General features: G+C 71.2%; 18 protein-coding genes. 14 read left to right on the top strand and 4 right to left on the bottom strand.

All coding sequences use genetic code 11. From position 1 onward, the window contains the following. The first annotated feature begins 156 nt into the window (after positions 1 to 156). The 5 genes from IT347_11930 to IT347_11910 all read left to right on the top strand — a co-directional run bounded on the left by IT347_11930 (position 157) and on the right by IT347_11910 (position 4,628). The gene (locus tag IT347_11930) at positions 157 to 978 is read left to right on the top strand and encodes a hypothetical protein (protein MCC6350285.1); all 822 of its coding nucleotides are present in this window, start codon (positions 157 to 159) and stop codon (positions 976 to 978) included. A 2-nt stretch (positions 979 to 980) separates the two neighbouring features. Beyond that, entirely contained in the window at positions 981 to 1,808 is an 828-nt protein-coding gene (locus tag IT347_11925) for a hypothetical protein (protein ID MCC6350284.1), read from the top strand. A gap of 52 nt (positions 1,809 to 1,860) precedes the next feature. Beyond that, positions 1,861 to 2,439, top strand: a complete 579-nt coding sequence (locus IT347_11920; GenBank protein ID MCC6350283.1) for a LemA family protein — start codon at positions 1,861 to 1,863, stop codon at positions 2,437 to 2,439. Between the two features lie 255 nt (positions 2,440 to 2,694). After that, on the top strand, positions 2,695 to 3,762 hold the full coding sequence (locus IT347_11915; protein MCC6350282.1) for a Gfo/Idh/MocA family oxidoreductase: 1,068 nt from the start codon (positions 2,695 to 2,697) through the stop codon (positions 3,760 to 3,762). Beyond that, complete coding sequence (locus IT347_11910; protein MCC6350281.1) at positions 3,759 to 4,628, top strand: hypothetical protein; 870 nt, start codon at positions 3,759 to 3,761, stop codon at positions 4,626 to 4,628. Before IT347_11915 ends, IT347_11910 begins: the two co-directional genes overlap by 4 nt. Positions 4,629 to 4,670: 42 nt before the next feature. Here IT347_11910 and IT347_11905 read toward each other — a convergent pair whose 3' ends face one another. From IT347_11905 to IT347_11890, 4 genes are all read right to left on the bottom strand, one after another. Next, the gene (locus tag IT347_11905; GenBank protein MCC6350280.1) at positions 4,671 to 4,844 is read right to left on the bottom strand and encodes a hypothetical protein; all 174 of its coding nucleotides are present in this window, start codon (positions 4,842 to 4,844) and stop codon (positions 4,671 to 4,673) included. 138 nt (positions 4,845 to 4,982) lie between these two features. Beyond that, positions 4,983 to 6,314: a glycoside hydrolase family 1 protein gene (locus IT347_11900; GenBank protein ID MCC6350279.1), complete on the bottom strand. Its 1,332-nt coding sequence runs from the start codon at positions 6,312 to 6,314 to the stop codon at positions 4,983 to 4,985. Positions 6,315 to 6,373: 59 nt separating this feature from the next. Then, the gene (locus IT347_11895; protein MCC6350278.1) at positions 6,374 to 7,651 is read right to left on the bottom strand and encodes an MFS transporter; all 1,278 of its coding nucleotides are present in this window, start codon (positions 7,649 to 7,651) and stop codon (positions 6,374 to 6,376) included. Positions 7,652 to 7,700: 49 nt separating this feature from the next. Further along, positions 7,701 to 8,723 carry a squalene/phytoene synthase family protein gene (locus IT347_11890; protein ID MCC6350277.1) on the bottom strand — a complete coding sequence of 341 codons (1,023 nt, stop codon included), beginning with the start codon at positions 8,721 to 8,723 and terminating at the stop codon, positions 7,701 to 7,703. Positions 8,724 to 9,055: 332 nt separating this feature from the next. Here IT347_11890 and IT347_11885 point away from each other — a divergent pair, with 332 nt between their 5' ends. The 9 genes from IT347_11885 (at position 9,056) to IT347_11845 (ending at position 16,284) form a co-directional block, all read left to right on the top strand. Further along, positions 9,056 to 10,000 carry a heme A synthase gene (locus tag IT347_11885; protein ID MCC6350276.1) on the top strand — a complete coding sequence of 315 codons (945 nt, stop codon included), beginning with the start codon at positions 9,056 to 9,058 and terminating at the stop codon, positions 9,998 to 10,000. Beyond that, positions 9,997 to 10,899 carry a protoheme IX farnesyltransferase gene (locus IT347_11880; protein ID MCC6350275.1) on the top strand — a complete coding sequence of 301 codons (903 nt, stop codon included), beginning with the start codon at positions 9,997 to 9,999 and terminating at the stop codon, positions 10,897 to 10,899. Before IT347_11885 ends, IT347_11880 begins: the two co-directional genes overlap by 4 nt. A 221-nt stretch (positions 10,900 to 11,120) precedes the next feature. After that, entirely contained in the window at positions 11,121 to 11,762 is a 642-nt protein-coding gene (locus tag IT347_11875) for a c-type cytochrome (GenBank protein MCC6350274.1), read from the top strand. A gap of 159 nt (positions 11,763 to 11,921) precedes the next feature. Continuing rightward, complete coding sequence (locus IT347_11870; GenBank protein MCC6350273.1) at positions 11,922 to 12,647, top strand: cytochrome c oxidase subunit II; 726 nt, start codon at positions 11,922 to 11,924, stop codon at positions 12,645 to 12,647. 11 nt (positions 12,648 to 12,658) lie between these two features. Further along, the gene (locus tag IT347_11865; protein MCC6350272.1) at positions 12,659 to 14,371 is read left to right on the top strand and encodes a cbb3-type cytochrome c oxidase subunit I; all 1,713 of its coding nucleotides are present in this window, start codon (positions 12,659 to 12,661) and stop codon (positions 14,369 to 14,371) included. Positions 14,372 to 14,414: 43 nt separating this feature from the next. Then, on the top strand, positions 14,415 to 14,954 hold the full coding sequence (locus tag IT347_11860) for a cytochrome c oxidase subunit 3 (protein MCC6350271.1): 540 nt from the start codon (positions 14,415 to 14,417) through the stop codon (positions 14,952 to 14,954). Between the two features lie 13 nt (positions 14,955 to 14,967). Further along, positions 14,968 to 15,399, top strand: coding sequence for a cytochrome C oxidase subunit IV family protein (locus tag IT347_11855; protein MCC6350270.1), 432 nt, complete (start codon positions 14,968 to 14,970; stop codon positions 15,397 to 15,399). Between the two features lie 7 nt (positions 15,400 to 15,406). Then, complete coding sequence (locus IT347_11850; protein MCC6350269.1) at positions 15,407 to 15,997, top strand: cytochrome c oxidase subunit 3; 591 nt, start codon at positions 15,407 to 15,409, stop codon at positions 15,995 to 15,997. Then, positions 15,994 to 16,284, top strand: a complete 291-nt coding sequence (locus tag IT347_11845; protein MCC6350268.1) for a hypothetical protein — start codon at positions 15,994 to 15,996, stop codon at positions 16,282 to 16,284. Before IT347_11850 ends, IT347_11845 begins: the two co-directional genes overlap by 4 nt. Positions 16,285 to 16,527: the final 243 nt, after the last annotated feature.

Here is a 16,527-nt window from a genome sequence, read left to right as displayed (position 1 = left end):
CCGCCCGATCCCCGCCCGGCCGGCGCCGGCGGGGCCGGTGCGGCCGCACCCCATATAAAGGAGCCGGGGACGCCGCCCGCGGGGCCGCCCCGCCCCGAAGCGGCCGCGGAATCCGTGCTCAACGCGCGCTCCGCCGGGGCCGATAACTCCGGCGTCATGTCCGCAGGCTTCGTCGTCCCCGTAACCCCCGCCGGCATGCTCGCGGCGGCCGCGTGCGTGGTCGCGGGCGGCCCGCTCTTCGCGAGCGGGCTGCGCGCGCTGCGCCAGCGCCGCCTGCTGGCCGGTCTTTCACCCGCGCTCGCCGGCCCCGGCACCAACGGTCTCGTGCAGCTGGTGGGAACGGTCGCGCTCGAAAGCCCGCTGTTCTCGCCGCTTTCGCAGCGGCCCTGCGCCGGGTACGAACTCGTCGTCCGCGCGACCGACACGAACATGTCGGGCCGCGTCGGCCAGCGGCGAGGCTTCCGGCTCGTCTCGGGCGAGTGCGACGCCTTCGTCGAGGACTCGCGCGGCGCGTGGGTGCTGCCCGTGACGGCCGAGCGCGCGGTCGCGGCGGGCGAGCAGATCAGCGCCAACATGGCGGCCCTGCTCGATCAGGACGAGACGCTGCGCTGGCTGCGTGTCCGCCGCGCGCCGCTTCACATCGTCGAGCGCTCGCTCGCGGCCGGAGCGCGCGTCGAGGTGATCGGCGTCGCGCGTTCGAACGCACCGGCGCTGCCCTACGTCGCCCGGCTCGAGGCGACGGGCACCGACGGCGCCGCCTTCGCGGATCCGCCCGAACCGGCCGACCGGCCGCGCCTGCACGTCACGGGTCACGAGGCGCTGGATCTGCACGTCGTCGCCGACGGCAGCGCCAGCGCGCTGCGCTTCGCGCCCTCGGGCTGGCGGATGATCGGGGCGGCGCTCGGACCGTTGCTCAGCCTGACCGGACTGCTCTATCTCGCGCACGCGGCGGAAACCACGATCGCGGGGCGGTTCTGAGCATGCACCCGCTCGAGGTGGGGTTCGGGATCGCGTGCACCGCCGCCGGACCGTGGATGTTCGCCCACGGCTTCCGGGCGCTGCGCACCCAGTCGCTCATTCGCAACACGCCGACCGCGCGGGTGCGCTCGATGGCCATGGGCCTGGTCGAGGTCAACGGCACCTTGCAGCCGCGCAGCCGCGTGACCGCGCCGTTCTCGAGCCGGCCGTGCGTGTGGTGGAACGTCGAGATCCAGACGCTCGCGAACAAGTCGAAGAGCGGAACCCGCTCGTGGCACACCGTGCACCGCGCGGACTCGGGCCACCCGTTCTACCTGCGCGACGAGACCGGGGTCGCGCTCGTCTATCCGCAGGGCGCCGAGTGCAAGGTCGCCTTCGACGTGGTCGAGGAGACCAACGGCTTCGGCGTGCCGCAGATGTACACCGACTTCATGGAGAGCCGTGGCCTGGCGATGCGCCACCTGTGGTCGGTCGGGCCGATGCGCTTTCGCGAGCGCCGGCTCGAGGAGGGCAGCGCCGTGTACGTGCTCGGCCGCGCCAACCCGCGCTCGATCGCCCGCGTCGTGTCGTTCGACGAGGAGGCGCTCGAGGCGACCGGCACCGACTCCTACGGCGCGAAGCACGTGCGCACGCTCGATGACGAGGTTTGCGGCGTCATCCGGCGCGGCTCCAGCGACCCGGCGTTCCTGATCAGCACGTCGTCGGAGAAGTCGGAAACGCTGATGTACGGGCTCAAGGCGTTCGGCGGACTCGTCGGCGGCCCGCTGCTGGGTGTCTTCGGGGTGTGGTGTCTGCTCGAGCTGGCGAAGTCGGGGCACTGGTTCGGTTGAGGTCGGGGCCGGTGGGACGACCGGCCATTCCATTTCATGCGAGGAGGTCGTGATGCACGCCGGTGAGATCCTGTGGACGGTCGTGATCGGGTTCCTGCTGGTGGGCTCGGTCGGCTACTTCCTGTCCATCTACAACACGCTGGTCGAGATGAAGAACAACATCGGCCGCTCGTGGGCGAACATCGACGTGCTGCTCAAGCAGCGGCACGACGAGCTGCCCAAGCTCGTGAAGGTCTGCGAGGCGTACATGCAGCACGAGCGCGCCGTGTTCGACAAGCTGAGCGAGGCGCGCGGCGCCACCGCCGCGGCGCGGACGGTCGGCCAGCGCGCGCAGGCCGAGAACCAGATCACGGCCGCGCTGGGCCAGTTCTTCGCGGTCGCCGAGAACTACCCGGACCTCAAGGCGAACGCGTCGTTCCTGGCGCTGCAGCAGCGCATCAGCGAACTCGAGAACCAGATCGCCGACCGGCGCGAGTTCTACAACGACACGGTGACGATCTTCAACATCCGCATCCAGCAGATTCCCGACACCTGGGTGGCCGGCGGCATGAACCTGCAGCCCGCCGAGCTGTTCAAGATCGAGGAGCGCGACCGCGAGGACGTGAAGATCGAATTCAAGATGACGGCCTGATCCACCCTCCCGCACGACATCGTCCCGACGGGCCCGCGCCGACTGCCGGCGCGGGCCCTCGTCGTTGCCGGGGGTCGGGGCGCGATCACGAGCTCCGCCCGCGCGCGGTGCCGGACCGTGTGGCCCGACTGCGCCCGGCTCCATGGACGTGTCCCTGCCCGGGCGGTCCGCGGTGGGTCTTGCCGCGCGCCGTCCGCCCCTGTACGGTCGCGCGCGCCGCGGTGCGCCAGGGAGGCGTCGCGCGGCACGAACTCCATGGGCACTGCCCTCTCCTCCACGACGGATACCCAGACGGATGCCCGCGCGGCCGGGGCCCTGCGACTCGTCGTGCACGGGCTGGGCCGCGCCGGCATCGAGCACGCCATGGCGGCCGCGCGACTGCCCGGCTGCGAGCTGGCGGGATTCGTCGAGGCGCGCCCCGACCGGCGGCGCTTCGCGCGCGGAGTGGGCTTCACGGCGCCCTCGGCCGCCGGTCTCGAAGCGCTGGCCGCGACCACCGCGTTCGACGCCGTGATCGTCTGCGTTCCTCTCGCGGAACGTGCGGCGGCGGTCACGACCGCCCTCGGGCGCCGTCTGCCGGTGCTCGTGACCGGCGTGCCCGCGGCGAACGAGACCGAGGCCGCGGCGATCGAGGCCGCCATCGCCGCGGGCGGCCGGCTCTCCTGCGGCGTGCCGGCGCTCTTCCACCCGCTGTTTCGACGCGCGCAGGAGCTGTTCGCCGCCCGCGCCATCGGCCGGCCCGCGCGCGTGCGCGCCTCGACGTTCGTCTCGCGCGTGTTCGCCGCGGGCGCCGACCCGCGCGGCGGGGACGTGCTCGACTTCGTGATGGCCGACCTGCTCTGGCTGCTCGATTCACTGCTCGGCCCGACGCACGCGGTGCGGGCTTCGGTGCACCGCCTGTTCGGCGAGCGGCTCGACGAAGTGCACGCGACCCTCGAGCTTCACGAAGGTCTCGACGCCGCCGTGGACGGCTCGTGGAGCGTGCCCGGCTATCCGCGCGCGGCGCTGGTCGTCGAGGCCGAGGGCGAGCGGGGTTCGATCATCGCTTCCGACGACGCGCTCGAGACCCAGCTCACGATTCCGCCCGCGGGCTACGAGGCCGGCGAGTCCCGCCGCGTACTCGCCGAGGAGGCCGATCCGCTGCCGTTCGATGCCGGCGATGCGACGCCCGTGGTGATGGCGTTCCGCCACGCGCTCGCCGGCGCGCCCGAGCCGGCGCTCGACCCCGCGCGCGCGCTGCGCGTCGTGCGCGTGCTCGAGGCCCTGCGCCGCTCGGCGGCCGGTGAAGGCGTCGTCGGCGAGCGTGTCGAGGTGCGCCCGTGAGCGCGCCGCGGCTGCTGCTCGGCGCGACGTCGCTGGAGCTGCCGGCGGTCGCGACGCGCGACCGCGCGCTCGAAGTGGCCGCGCGCTTTCGCGAGCCGGAGTCGCTCGCGGTGACGCTCGTCAAGGCGCTCGCCGCCGGAGCCGACGGAGTCTATGGCCCGCCCTCGGCGACGATGCGGGCGGCGCTGCGCGAGCTGCGCCGGGGCGTGCCCATGGTCGTGCGGCTGCCCCTCACGCCGCCCGACGACGACGTACACGAGGCGCACTCGCTCGACGAGCAGGCCGACGGCGGAGCCACCCGGGCGTTCACGGTGGCGCGCGGGGGATTCGCCGGGCTCGCGCTGCTGCCCGCGGCGCTCACGGGCCACCTCGCGGCTCGGGCGGTCGCGCGTTGCGAGCGCGAGCTGAAGACCTTCACGGCGCGCGCGCCGCTGGGTGTCGCCTTCGCGGCCAGCGTCACCGACCTCGCCCTCGCGGCCGGCAACGCCCGGGCTTTCGAGCGCCTGGTTCGCTGGGGCCGCGCGCGATTCGGCGGGCTCGCGGGCTTCGAGACGCGCAACCTCGGCACGTTGCTCGCGCGGCTGCACGAGTGGGGCGTCGAGCCGGATTTCGTGATCGGCGCGGTCAACCCGCGCGGATTCGCGATGCGGCCCGATCCGGCGAGCGTGCTGGCGGCGCTCGGACGCCCGGGCATTCCCGTGCTCGCGACCGAGTTGTGCGCGGGCGGCACCGTGCCGCTCGAGGAGGCCGCGCGTTTCGCGCTCGATCACGGCGCAGGGGGCCTCGTGCCCGAGCTGATCGAGCTGGACGACGTGGCGGGCGAACTGCGCGGTCTGGCCGCGCACACGAAGCGCGCGGGCGGCTGAGCCGCGGCGCTTCTCAGGAGCCGGGCCGCGCCAACGGACGCGTCAGTACGCCTGCGTCCAGTCGTGCACGGTTCGCACGATCGTCAGGTTGGTCCGGCGGCAGGACTCGTCGTAAGCGCCGCTGTTCGGCCAGGAGTGCCGGCCGCATTCGCAGGCGATCCGGCCGCTGGGCTGCTCGACGATCCGGCATTCGTGGTCCTTGCAGAACGGGCACATGGGACGGGGCTCCTTTCGAGCGCGACGGGCAGAATAGCGATCGGCCGGCGCGACGCGCAAACACGACGCCGCCCGCGGGACCCCCGTCGCAGGGGCGCGGCGCACCGGTGGTGGCGCAGGGCCAGCCGCGGAACGAGGTCAGCGGCCCGCTTCGACCGCCGCGCGCGCGTCGGGCCCGAGCGCGTTGGCGCGGGCGATGCGGGCGAACACCTCGGCGCCGCGCGTGCGGCGGCGGGCGAGGGCCTTGTCGGCGAAGTCCACGGCGTAGAGCCCGAAGCGACCGTGATGGCCGTCGGCCCACTCGAAGTTGTCGAGCAGTGACCAGTGCAGGTAGCCGAGCACGCGCACCTCGGCGGTCATCGCCCGGTGCATCGCCGCGACGAAGTCCACGATCGCGGCCGGGCGGAACGCGTCGCGTTCGTCGGCGAAGCCGTTCTCGGTGACCAGCACCGGCGCGCCGGTGAGTCGCGCGCACGCCTCGATCGCGCGCGTGAAGCCCTCGGGCCAGATCTCCCAGCCGAGATCGTTGCGGGGCGCGCCTTCGGGCACGACGTGCGCGACGGGCGAGAGCGAGCGCACGCGCCAGCGCGTGTAGTAGTTGAGCCCGATCCAGTCGAGCGCTCCCTTGAGCGCCGGCACCGTCCGCCGCACGGCGGTCGCGCCCGGGATCGCCAGCTCGACGCGGCCGTCCACGGCGGCGCGCAGCACGGCGTCGTCGAACACGCGCCGCTCGAAATGCGCCTGCAGCCGGTCGAGCGGGTGCCAGGCGCGCAGCGGCTCGAGCTGCACGTAGTGTTTCGCAAACCCGACGCGTGCCGCGCGGCCGTCGCCGTCGGCGTCGGTGCGGTCCTCGGTATGGATCACGCGGTAGGCGCGGCCGTGCGCCTCGAGCTGGTTCGCGATCACCGCCAGCGCGCGCGAGTTGTCGCGCACGGCCGGCGGCCAGATGCCCTCCGACCAGCCGCGGAACGCGAACACCTCGGGCTCGTTGACCGTGCACCACCAGTCCACCTCGGCCCCGTACTCGCGCGCGCAGAAGCGCGCGAAGCGCTCGAACGCCTCGACCGTCGCCGCCGACTCCCAGCCGCCCGCGTCGGCGATCCACAGCGGGTTCGTGAAGTGGTGGAGCGTCACGATCGGCGTGAGGCCGTGGCGGCGCAGCGACGCGAGCACCTCGTGATAGTGGGCGACCGCGGCGGAATCGAAGCGGCCGGGCCGCGGCTCGATGCGGCTCCATTCGAACGACAGGCGGTGCGCGTTGTGCGCGTCGGCGGCCGCGAGCGCGAAGTCCTCGTCGAAGCGCTCGAAGTGCCGGCACGCTTCGCCGCTGCGCGCGCCGCCGCGAATCACGCCGGGAAGCTGTTCGAAGCGCCACCAGTCGTTGCGCGTGTTGCCGCCCTCGACCTGGTGCGCCGAGGTGGCCGCGCCCCACAGGAACCGCTCGGGGAAGCGAAGCGACGTGTCGGACATGCGAGCCGCAGGTTAGCCCGACCGGTGCGCGTCCCGCGAGCCGAAACGACCCCGCCCGGTCAGCGTGCGGCGCCCGCGTCCACCGAGGGCGGCACCACCGGCCGCTCGCCGGCGGCGATCGCCCGCAGGCGCAAGGCCACCCACAGCGCCCCGCCCAGCATGAACAGCGCGCACACCGTGGTCGCGACCGGCGCCCCGAAGCGCTGCGCGAGCCCGCCGGCGAGCAGCGCGCCGAAGGGCGAGGTGCCCACGAACATGAGCGTGTACAGGCTCATCACGCGGCCGCGGAACTCGTCGGCCGTCGTCATCTGGATGAGCACGTTGGTGCTCGAGACGTAGAGGATGAGACCGAAGCCGGCGATCGCGCCCATCAGCATCATGACCGGCAGCGAGCGCACCCAGGCGAAGCCGACGAAGCCCAGCCCGCCCAGGGTGAGGCCGACGAGCAGGTGGCGGCGCAGGGCCCAGCGATCGAGGCGCATGGTCATGCGCACCGCCGCCAGCAGCGAGCCGACCCCGAACGCCGCGAGCAGCGCGCCGTAGGCCTGCGGTCCTTCGTGCAGCAGGGTGTCGGCGTAGACGGGCAGCAGGACGCTGTACTGGAACCCGAATCCGGCGCAGACGCCGAGCAGCACGAGCAGGTGCCGCAGCGACGCCGTTTCCCACGCGTAGCGCACGCCCTCGACGAGCGTGTGGGTGAGCGGCCGGCTACTGCGAACGCCGACCTGCGGCGGAACCTGCAGTACCGCGAGCGCGGCCAGCACGGCCACGAACGACAGGGCGTTGATCCAGAAGCAGCCCGCCACGCCGATGGTCGCGAGCATCAGTCCCGCGAACGACGGCCCGAGGATGCGGGCGGTGTTGAAGGCGGCCGAATTGAGCGCGATGCCGTTCGAGAGATCCTCGCGTCCGGTCAGGTCAATCACGAGCGCCTGGCGCGCCGGAAGGTCGAAGGTGTTGGCGACGCCGTAGGCGAACGCCAGTCCCAGCACCATCCACGGCTTGACCACGCCGAGGCTCACCGTCAGCGCGAGCACCGTCGCCTGGACGAGGAAGGCGGTCTGCGTGCCGAACAGCAGCCGGCGCTTGTCGGTCCGGTCGGCGACGACGCCCGCCAGCAGCGCGAACGGCAGCACTGGAATGAACTGCATGAAGCTGAGCAGGCCCAGCATCCACGGCGAGCCGGTCAGCTCGTGCATGAGCCAGCCCTGGGCGACGCTTTGCATCCAGGTGCCGATGAGCGAGACGGCCTGGCCCGACCAGAAGAGCCGGAAGTTGCGGTGCCGCAGCGCGCGGAAGCCCGAGAAGACGCCTTCCGGCGCCGGAGCGGAACTCATGGGGCGCCGACGCTAGCACACGCGCACGCGGGAACGGCGCGGCGTGCGGTCAGGCGCGTGCCAGCAGCCGACGGGTGCCGGCGCGGCTGTGCAGCACCAGCAGGGAGCGGGCGGCGACGCTCCAGAGCCGGGCGCGCGTCAGCTTCGGACGCCCGCGCAGCGGAAAGTCGGGATCGGCGTGCGCGAGATGGAGCGAGGCGCGCGCCCACAGCGCCGGCCACAGGCAGAAGAGCCGGTAGCGCACGTGGCGCGGCGGAACCGTGTCGAGGTAGTCCGCGACCTGGTCGAGCGCGGCGTGCGCGAGCGCTTCGAGCCGCAGCGCCAGCTCCCGCGCGGCGGGCGCGTCGCCGCCGGCGAGGTCGCCGGGCGAAAGGCCGAAGGGCGCGAGCCAGGCGGAGGGCAGGTAGCAACGGCCGCGCCGCACGTCGTTGGGCCAGTCGAGCAGGATGTTCGTCAGCTGCAGCGCCTCGCCGACGCGCGGCGCGAGCCGCCGCCGCCGCTCTCCGAGCGCCGCGTCGCGATCCGGGCCGGCGCGCCGCTCGTAAAGCTTCGTGAGCATCGCACCCACGCAGCCGGCCACGATCCAGCAGTACTCCCGAAGCTCGGCCTCGTCGTCCAGGTAGCAGACGCCCGGTCCGCGCCGCGCGGCGCGCGCGGCGTAGCGCCGCATGCCGGCCGAGAGAATGCCGACGCCCTCGGCGATGGCCTCGCGGTCGCCGGCCTCGAGCAGGCCGAACGCCCGCAGCACCAGCGGCAGGTGGGCGAGCAGCTCGAAGTCCGCTTCGAGCGGGGCCGACCCGCCGCGCACCGCCGCGGCCAGGCGCGCCGCCGCGCCCCCGTCGCCCGCGAGCGCCGCGTCGAAATCGGCGAAGCGGTCCCCGATCTCGCCCGCGCTCCCTGCCCAGCGGTCCTCGATCGTGTCGGCCGCGCGGCACAACAGGTAGGCGACGCGCACCGACTCGCGAAACGAGCCGCTCAGCAGTTCGATGTTGAGGGCGAAGGTGCGCGAGACCCGCGGCAGCGTGCGGCGGCAGTACTCGCGCGCCTCCGCCGGCGGGGGCAGGTCTGCCATCGGATTCCGTCCGGGACCGGGGGGGTGGAATGCGCGCCGGGCACTATAGCCGGAACCGGCGGAGCGGGCGGCGCCGCCAGCCGTCGCCGGGCAGCGGGAGATCGTGGGCACGGCACGGTGCGGCCGGCCGCCGCGTCGCGGCGTGTGATGCGGTCGGCTCCCGCTCGGCGGGCCGCGGTGCGGCCGGCTGTCGTGCGAACCGGCCGCTGTGCTAACTTGCGCCGCGGCTTTCCGGCCCCATCGCCGACTGCCGCCGGCGCGGCGCCCTGAAGGACGCCGAACCGGCGCACGCGAGCGCGGCCAACGTCCAACCGGCCAGCCGAGGTCCCCAGATGTCGTCCACGCGTGCGTTCCGCGCCGTCTCGCGGCTCGCCACCATCACCGCGGCCCTGATGTTCGCGCTCATCGTCGTGGGCTCGATCGTCCGCACCACGGGCTCGGGGCTTTCCTGCCCGGACTGGCCGCTGTGCCACGGCAAGCTCATCCCGCCGTTCGACTTCAACATCTGGATGGAGTGGTTCCACCGCCTGCTGGCGCTGCTCGTCGGCCTGCTGCTGCTGACGACCACGGTGGTGACGCTCGCGCGGCGCGAGACGCGGGCGAAGCTGGGAGGCGTCGCGGCGCTGTCGGTCGCGCTCTACTTTTCGCAGGCGCTGCTCGGCGCCCTGACCGTCTGGAAGCTGCTCGACCCCTCCGTCGTGAGCGGGCACCTCGCGGTCGGGCTGCTGCTGTTCGCGACCTTCGTCACGATCGCGGTGATGGCCGGCATCGAGGCCGATCCCGCCGCCCTCGCCGCGGCGGGTCCGCGCGCGGCGGACCACCTGCCGTTGTTCTCGGCGACCACGGCGTTCGTGTGGCTGCAGGCGGTCCTGGGCGGCATGGTGAGCACCCACCACGCCAGCCTCGTCTGCCCCGACTGGCCGACCTGCCACGGCGAGTGGTTCCCGCCGCTCGAGGGACTTGTCGGCCTGCAGATGGCGCACCGCTGGGCCGGCTACGCGCTGGCGGTGCTCGTGGTCGTCGTCAGCGTGCGCGCCGGCAGGGCTGGGGACCGCGTCGTGCGCTACGCGGGCCACCTGCTGCCGCGCCTGGTGATCCTGCAGATCGCGATCGGCGTCGCGAACGTGCTGATGGGGATTCCCGTGTGGGTGTCGGCGATCCATCTCGGCAACGCCACGCTGATCCTGGCCATCGCGCTGGTCGCGACGCTGCGGCTCGCGGCGCAGCCCGCGGCGCGCGCGGACGCGCGGGCGGCGCTGGCGGAGGCCGCGCGATGAGCGTCGCGCTCGGCGCTCCGACGCGTGCGGCCACGCTGCGCGCGTGGGTCGAGCTGACCAAGCCGCGCATCGTGATGCTCGTGCTGTTCACCGGGCTGCCCGCCGCGTTGCTCGCGGGATCGGGCTCTCCGCCGGCGCGCGTCTTCTGGGGCGCCGGCATCGGCATCGCGCTGTCGGCCGCCGCGGCGGCCGCGTTCAACCACTACTACGACCGCGACATTGACGGGCTCATGGTGCGGACCCGTTCGCGCCCGCTGCCGGCGGGCATCCTCACGCCGGCGCACGCGGCGACGCTCGGGCTGCTGCTGTCGTGGGCCTCGTACGTGGTGCTGGCCGTCTTCTGCAACCCGTTTTCCGCCCTGATCGCGATGGCGAGCATCTTCTACTACGCGGTCGTGTACACCATCTGGCTCAAGCGGCGCACGCCGCAGAACATCGTGATCGGCGGCGGCGCCGGGGCCACCGCGCCGATCATCGCCTGGGCCGCGGTGACGGGACACGTCGGGCTACCCGCGATCCTGATCGCCGCGATCGTCTTCCTGTGGACGCCGCCGCACTTCTGGGCGCTGGCGCTCTACCGGCGCGAGGACTACCAGCGCGCGAACCTGCCGATGCTGCCGGTGACGCACGGCGAGCCCGAGACGCGCAGGCAGATCCTGCTCTACTCGATCGTGCTCGTGGCGCTGACGCTCGTGATCGGACCGTTCACCGGGCTCGGCGCGATCTACACGACGGCGGCGGCCGTGCTCGGCGCGCTGTTCATCATGGGCGCGGTGCGGCTGTGGCGCGAGAAGTCCGTGCCGCGGGCCATGCAGCTCTTCCGCTTTTCCATCCTTTACCTGTTCGCGCTCTTCCTGTGCATGACGGTGGACGCATGGCTGCGGCTGCGCGCCGGCTGACGAGCGTCGCGCGGCCCGCCGGCTCGCGCCCGCTTCGGCCCGGGCGGGACGGACATGCGACTTCGCATCGGGGAATCGTCAATGTCGGGTAGTCACGTCCGCCGCGACCGTGGTATACACACCCGTCACGGTCACGACCGCCCCCGCGCCGGGGCGGGCAACTGTCCCTCGGGCAGCACCGCACCGTTCCGTTCCTGATCAACGTCGTCGTGGAGGTCGCCTTGCTGAACAAGGCCTATGCCGCCTTGATCGGAGCCGCGCTTTCGGCCGCGTTCGTCGCGGGCTGCGGCACCCAGCCGGCCGCTGAACGCAGCAGCCAGCTCTACGAGACCTGCATGCCGTGCCATGGCAGCTCCGGCGAAGGCAACCTCGCGCTGCGCGCGCCCGCCATCGCGGGCCTGCCGAAGTGGTACGTGCTCGCTCAGCTCGAGAAGTTCAAGAAGGGTGTGCGCGGCGCCCATCCCGACGACATGGAAGGCCACCGCATGCGGCCCATGGCGCGCTCGCTGCTGGGGCCGAACGATCCCGAACTGGTCGCCGATCACGTCTCGAAGATGCGGGCCGTCTGGGAGAAGCCCGACTTCGCGATGGCCGACACGTCCGCGGGCGGGACGACCTACCGGGGCCTGTGCGTGACCTGCCACGGCGAGGGCGGCGAGGGCAACGAGGCGCTCGGCGCGCCGCCGATCACCCGCCAGCACGACTGGTACATGGTCGCGCAGCTGCGGAAGTTCCAGTCCGGCATGCGCGGTTCGAATCCCGACGACATCACCGGCGCGCAGATGCGCGCCATGTCCCTCACGCTCGCCGACAGCGTCGCGATGCACGACGTCGTCTCGTACGTGAAGACCCTGCCGCACTGACCCCGCGGAGACCCGATGGCCGACCACGACGATCGTCCGTCCGAGAACTGGGGCCACGACGTGGCCAAGTGGACCTTCATCTTCACCGCCGTGCTCACGGTGCTCTACGTCGGCGCCGTGTTCGTCTTCATCCTGAAGTGAACGAGGGAGTCCGCGCCGATGCTTGACCACCTCATCGCCAGCGCCGCGAGTTTCTCGGGGGACGTGGACGGGTTGTTCGTCCTGATCACCGTGCTCGTGGGCGTCTGGTTCATCGCCGCCGAGGCGATGTTCTTCTGGCTGATCTTCCGCTTCCGCGCGAAGGACGGCGAGAAGGCCCAGTACGTCACGGGCAAGGAGAAGCACCTCAAGAAGTGGATCAACATTCCGCACGCGCTCGTGCTGGTCTGCGACGTCGTCATCATCGTCGCCGCGATCCGGGTGTGGGTGACGATCAAGCAGACGCTTCCGCCGGCGGACCGCACCGTTCGGGTCGTCGCCCAGCAGTGGGCGTGGACGTTCGCCGATCCGGGTCCCGACCAGAAGCTCGACACGCCCGACGACATCCGCACGACGGACGAGCTGCACGTCGAGGTCGGCAAGACGTACCACTTCCTGCTCGAGTCGAAGGACGTCGTGCACAGCTTCTTCGTGCCGGCCTTCCGCCTCAAGCAGGACGCCGATCCCGGCCGCATCTACACGGGCTGGTTCAAGCCGACGAAGACCGGCTCGTACGACATCCTGTGCGCGGAGATCTGCGGCATCGGTCACGGCGTGATGGGAGCGCTCCTCGTCGTGGACACGCCCGAAGCCTTCCAGGCCTGGGAGCAGGCGCACGCCGCGGAGACGCCCGCGGAAGCCGCGTCCGCCACCGAATCCACCCCGGCCCCGGCCGCCGGTCAATGACGGGGAACGACATGGCCCAGCATTCGCACGAGGCGGCCCATGTGGCCGGCGCGTCGCACGACGCGCATCACCACCAGAACTGGTTCCAGAAGTACTGCTGGTCCACAGATCACAAGATGATCGGCATGCAGTACATGTTCACCGGCATGGCCATGGCGCTCCTCGGCGCCTTCATGGCCTACGTGTTCCGCATGCAGCTGGCGTTTCCGGGCCACGCGGTTCCCGGCTTCGGCCTGGTCTCGCCCGGCCAGTACAACATGCTGATCACGAACCACGGCAGCATCATGATCTTCTGGGTCGCGATGCCGGTGCTGATCGCCGGGTTCGGCAACTTCCTGATCCCGCTCATGATCGGCGCGGACGACATGGTGTTCCCGCGCCTGAACCGCCTCAGTTACCAGCTGTTCCTGCTCAGCGCGCTGGTGCTGATCGCCTCGTTGTTCGTGCAGAACGGCGGATTCGGCGGCGCCTGGACGGCCTACCCGCCGCTGTCGGCCGACAAGCACTACAACCTCACGCCCTGGGGCTCGTCGTTGTGGCTGATCGCCGTCGTGCTGGAGTTCGTGGCGTTCCTGCTCGGCGGCATCAACTTCATCGTCACCTCGATGAACTCGCGCGCGCCGGGCATGAAGGCGTTCGACGTGCCGATCGTCGTGTGGACGATCGTGATCGCCAGCATCCTGTTCCTCGCCTCGGTCGGACCGCTCGTCGCCGGCGCGATCATGCTGCTGTTCGACCAGCTGCTCGGGACGAGCTTCTTCAATCCCACCCGGGGCGGCGACCCGGTGCTGTGGCAGCACCTGTTCTGGTTCTTCGGGCACCCCGAGGTGTACGTCGTGATGCTGCCGGCGATGGGCATCGTCGCCGAGGTGATGACCGTGTTCGCCCGCAAGAAGCTGTTCGCCTACAAGACGGTGATCTACACGATCATCGCCACCGGCGTGCTCAGCTTCTTCGTCTGGGCGCACCACCAGTTCGTGGCCGGCATCGACCCGCGCATGGCGAACGTGTTCACGGTCACGACCCTGCTCATCTCGATTCCGGTCGCCGAGATGTGCTTCGTGTACATCGCGACGCTCTACGGCGGTTCGATCCGCCTGACGACTCCGATGCTGTGGGCGCTCGCGTTCATCGCCGAGTTCCTGATCGGCGGCGTGACCGGCATCTACCTCGGCTCGAGCGGTCTGGACGTGTTCTTCCACGACACCTACTTCGTGGTCGCGCACTTCCACTACACCTTCTTCCCCATCGCGATCATCGCCGTCATGTCGGGCGTGACCTTCTGGTTCCCGAAGATGTTCGGACGCCAGTTGAACGAGTTCTGGGGCAAGGTGCACTTCTGGGGAACGATCATTCCGTTCAACGGCATCTTCATTCCGCTGTTCATCCTCGGAGCGGCCGGCGAGCACCGACGCATCTTCGACTACTCGAACTTCGAGCACATGTCGAAACCGTGGATGATCGACATGCGGATCGCCGCCACCGTGTCGCTGGTCGTCATGCTGGCGTTCCAGATTCCGTTCCTGATCAACTTCGTGTGGAGCATGTTCAAGGGTCCGAAGGTGGGGAAGAACCCGTGGAACGCGAACACGCTCGAATGGACGGCCGATTCCCCGCCGCCGCACGGCAACTGGGCGGTCATGCCCGAGGTGCACCGCGGGCCGTACGAATACAGCGTTCCCGGCCGGGAGAGGGACTTCTGGCCGCAGGACGAGAAGGTTTGAGGAGGCCCGCGGCGTGAAGACCATCGCGACGACGCGCAGCGCCATGAACATCCCCACGGGCCGGCTCGCGGTCTGGTGGGTTCTGGTCTCCGAGATCGTGATCTTCGGCGGCCTGCTGGTCTCGTACGTCATGCACCGGCTCGGCCAGCCCGAGTGGGCCGAGCAGGCCGCGCACACGCACCTGTGGTTCGGCGCCACCAACACGTTCGTCCTGCTCACCTCGAGCCTGTCGGCGGTGCTCGCGCACCGCGCGGCGGAGGAGGGGAACGGCCCGAAGGCCGCGAAGCTACTCCATCTGACCTGCCTCGGCGCGCTCACCTTTCTCATCATCAAGTCCGTCGAGTGGACGGACGAGATCCGAAGCGGCTTCACGCTTCAGGACGGCGGGTTCTGGTCCTACTACTACACCGCGGCCGGGCTGCACGCGTTCCACGTCATCGTCGGCGCCGTGATCATGCTGTGGGTCGCCGCCTCGGCGCGGAAGAACCAGGACCTGCACCGGGTCGAGAACATCGGCATCTACTGGCACTTCGTGGACATCGTCTGGATATTCCTGTTCCCCCTGCTGTACATCGCCAAGTAGGCCGGAGGAGAGCATGTCCGCGCACGGAACCACGCAGGCAGCGACGCAGGGACATGGGGCCGCGGGGCACCATCGCAACTACGTGAAGATCTGGGCCATCCTCGTCGTGCTGCTGGTCATCAGCGTCGTCGGTCCGATGACCGGCATTCGCGTCGTCATGCTGATCACGGCCTTCGGCGTCGCGCTCGTGAAGGCCTATCTCGTCGCCAAGAACTTCATGCACCTCGACATCGAAAAGCCCATCGTCCACTGGCTGCTCGGTCTGGCGCTCATGTTCATGGTGCTGCTGTACGCGGGCGTCGCCCCCGACGTGCAAAAGAGCGACGGCCAGAACTGGAAGAAGGACGCCGGCTACCACCACCTGCCTCCACAGCCGCTGGAAGGCGCGGAGCATGGGGGCGCGGGTGGGGGGCACGGCGGAGCGCACGAGGCCGCGAAACCGTAGGAGCAGCGTGCAGACTCTCCCGGAATCCGCCTTCGCCGCCCGACAGGGCAGGCGGTTCACGCACCACGCCACGATCGGCATGGCCCTGTTCGTGTTCGCCGAGGTCATGCTCTTCTCCGGGTTCATCTCGGCGTTCGCGATCGTCCAGGGCTCGGCGATGCCCGGCATGTGGCCGCCGCCCGGCCAGCCGCGGCTGCCCATCGAACGCACCGCGCTGAACACCCTGGCGCTGCTCGCGAGCGGCGTTTCGCTTTTCATCGGCGGGCGGCGCTTCCGGCGCTCGGGCGCCCCCGCCGCGCAGCCGTGGATGCTCGCCGCGCTGGGACTGGGCGGGGCCTTCGTTCTGCTGCAGGGCGCCGAGTGGGTGGCGCTGCTGCGCCAGGGCCTGACGCTCACCTCGAGCCAGCTCGGGTCGTTCTTCTACGTCATCATCGGCACGCACGGCCTGCACGCGCTGGCCGCCGTTTTCGCGCTCGGCTGGGCCGTGGCCGCGATGCGCGCCCGGCGCCTGAGCCCATCGGCGCTCGGGGCGGTCGAGATTTTCTGGTACTTCGTCGTGCTCGTCTGGCCGCTGCTCTACTGGAAGGTCTACCTGTGAGCGGGCCGCGCGGCCTGCGGGCGCCTGGCGTGGCGCTGCTCACCGCGGCGCTTCTCTCGCTGCCTTCGCTCGCGGCGGCCTGCGCGGCCTGCGGCGTCGGCAACGGCCGGAACAAGATGGCGTTCTTCCTCACCACCATCTTCCTCTCGCTGCTGCCGCTGGCGCTGATCGGCGCCGGGCTCTTCTGGCTCGCGCGCAAGGGCCGCGACTTCGTCGCCAGCGAGTTCCGCGAGAGCGACGAGCCGCCGCCGGCCGCCGCGCCCGAGCACGGGCCCGCGCGAAGCTGAGCGGAAGCGGGCGGGCCGAAGGGTCGCCCGAACGACAACGAGCCCCGGCGGGTTACCCCACCGGGGCTCTCAAGTTGGTAGCGGGGGCTGGATTTGAACCAGCGACCTTCGGGTTATGGGCCTTCCGACTTTCGTGTGGCTGAGAACAGCGGCTTGATGGCCTGATAGGCTGCGCGCGGACCCTGACCGCGAGGACGCGCGATGACGATCGACAGCCGGACGCTGTACGCGACACTGCTGGGC

It is taken from the genome of Candidatus Eisenbacteria bacterium (genome assembly GCA_020847735.1).
Classification (GTDB): Bacteria; Eisenbacteria; RBG-16-71-46; order RBG-16-71-46; family RBG-16-71-46; genus CAIXRL01.
The sequence above is the reverse complement of the archived record's forward strand: the minus strand, read 5'-3'. Positions and strand labels throughout refer to the sequence as shown.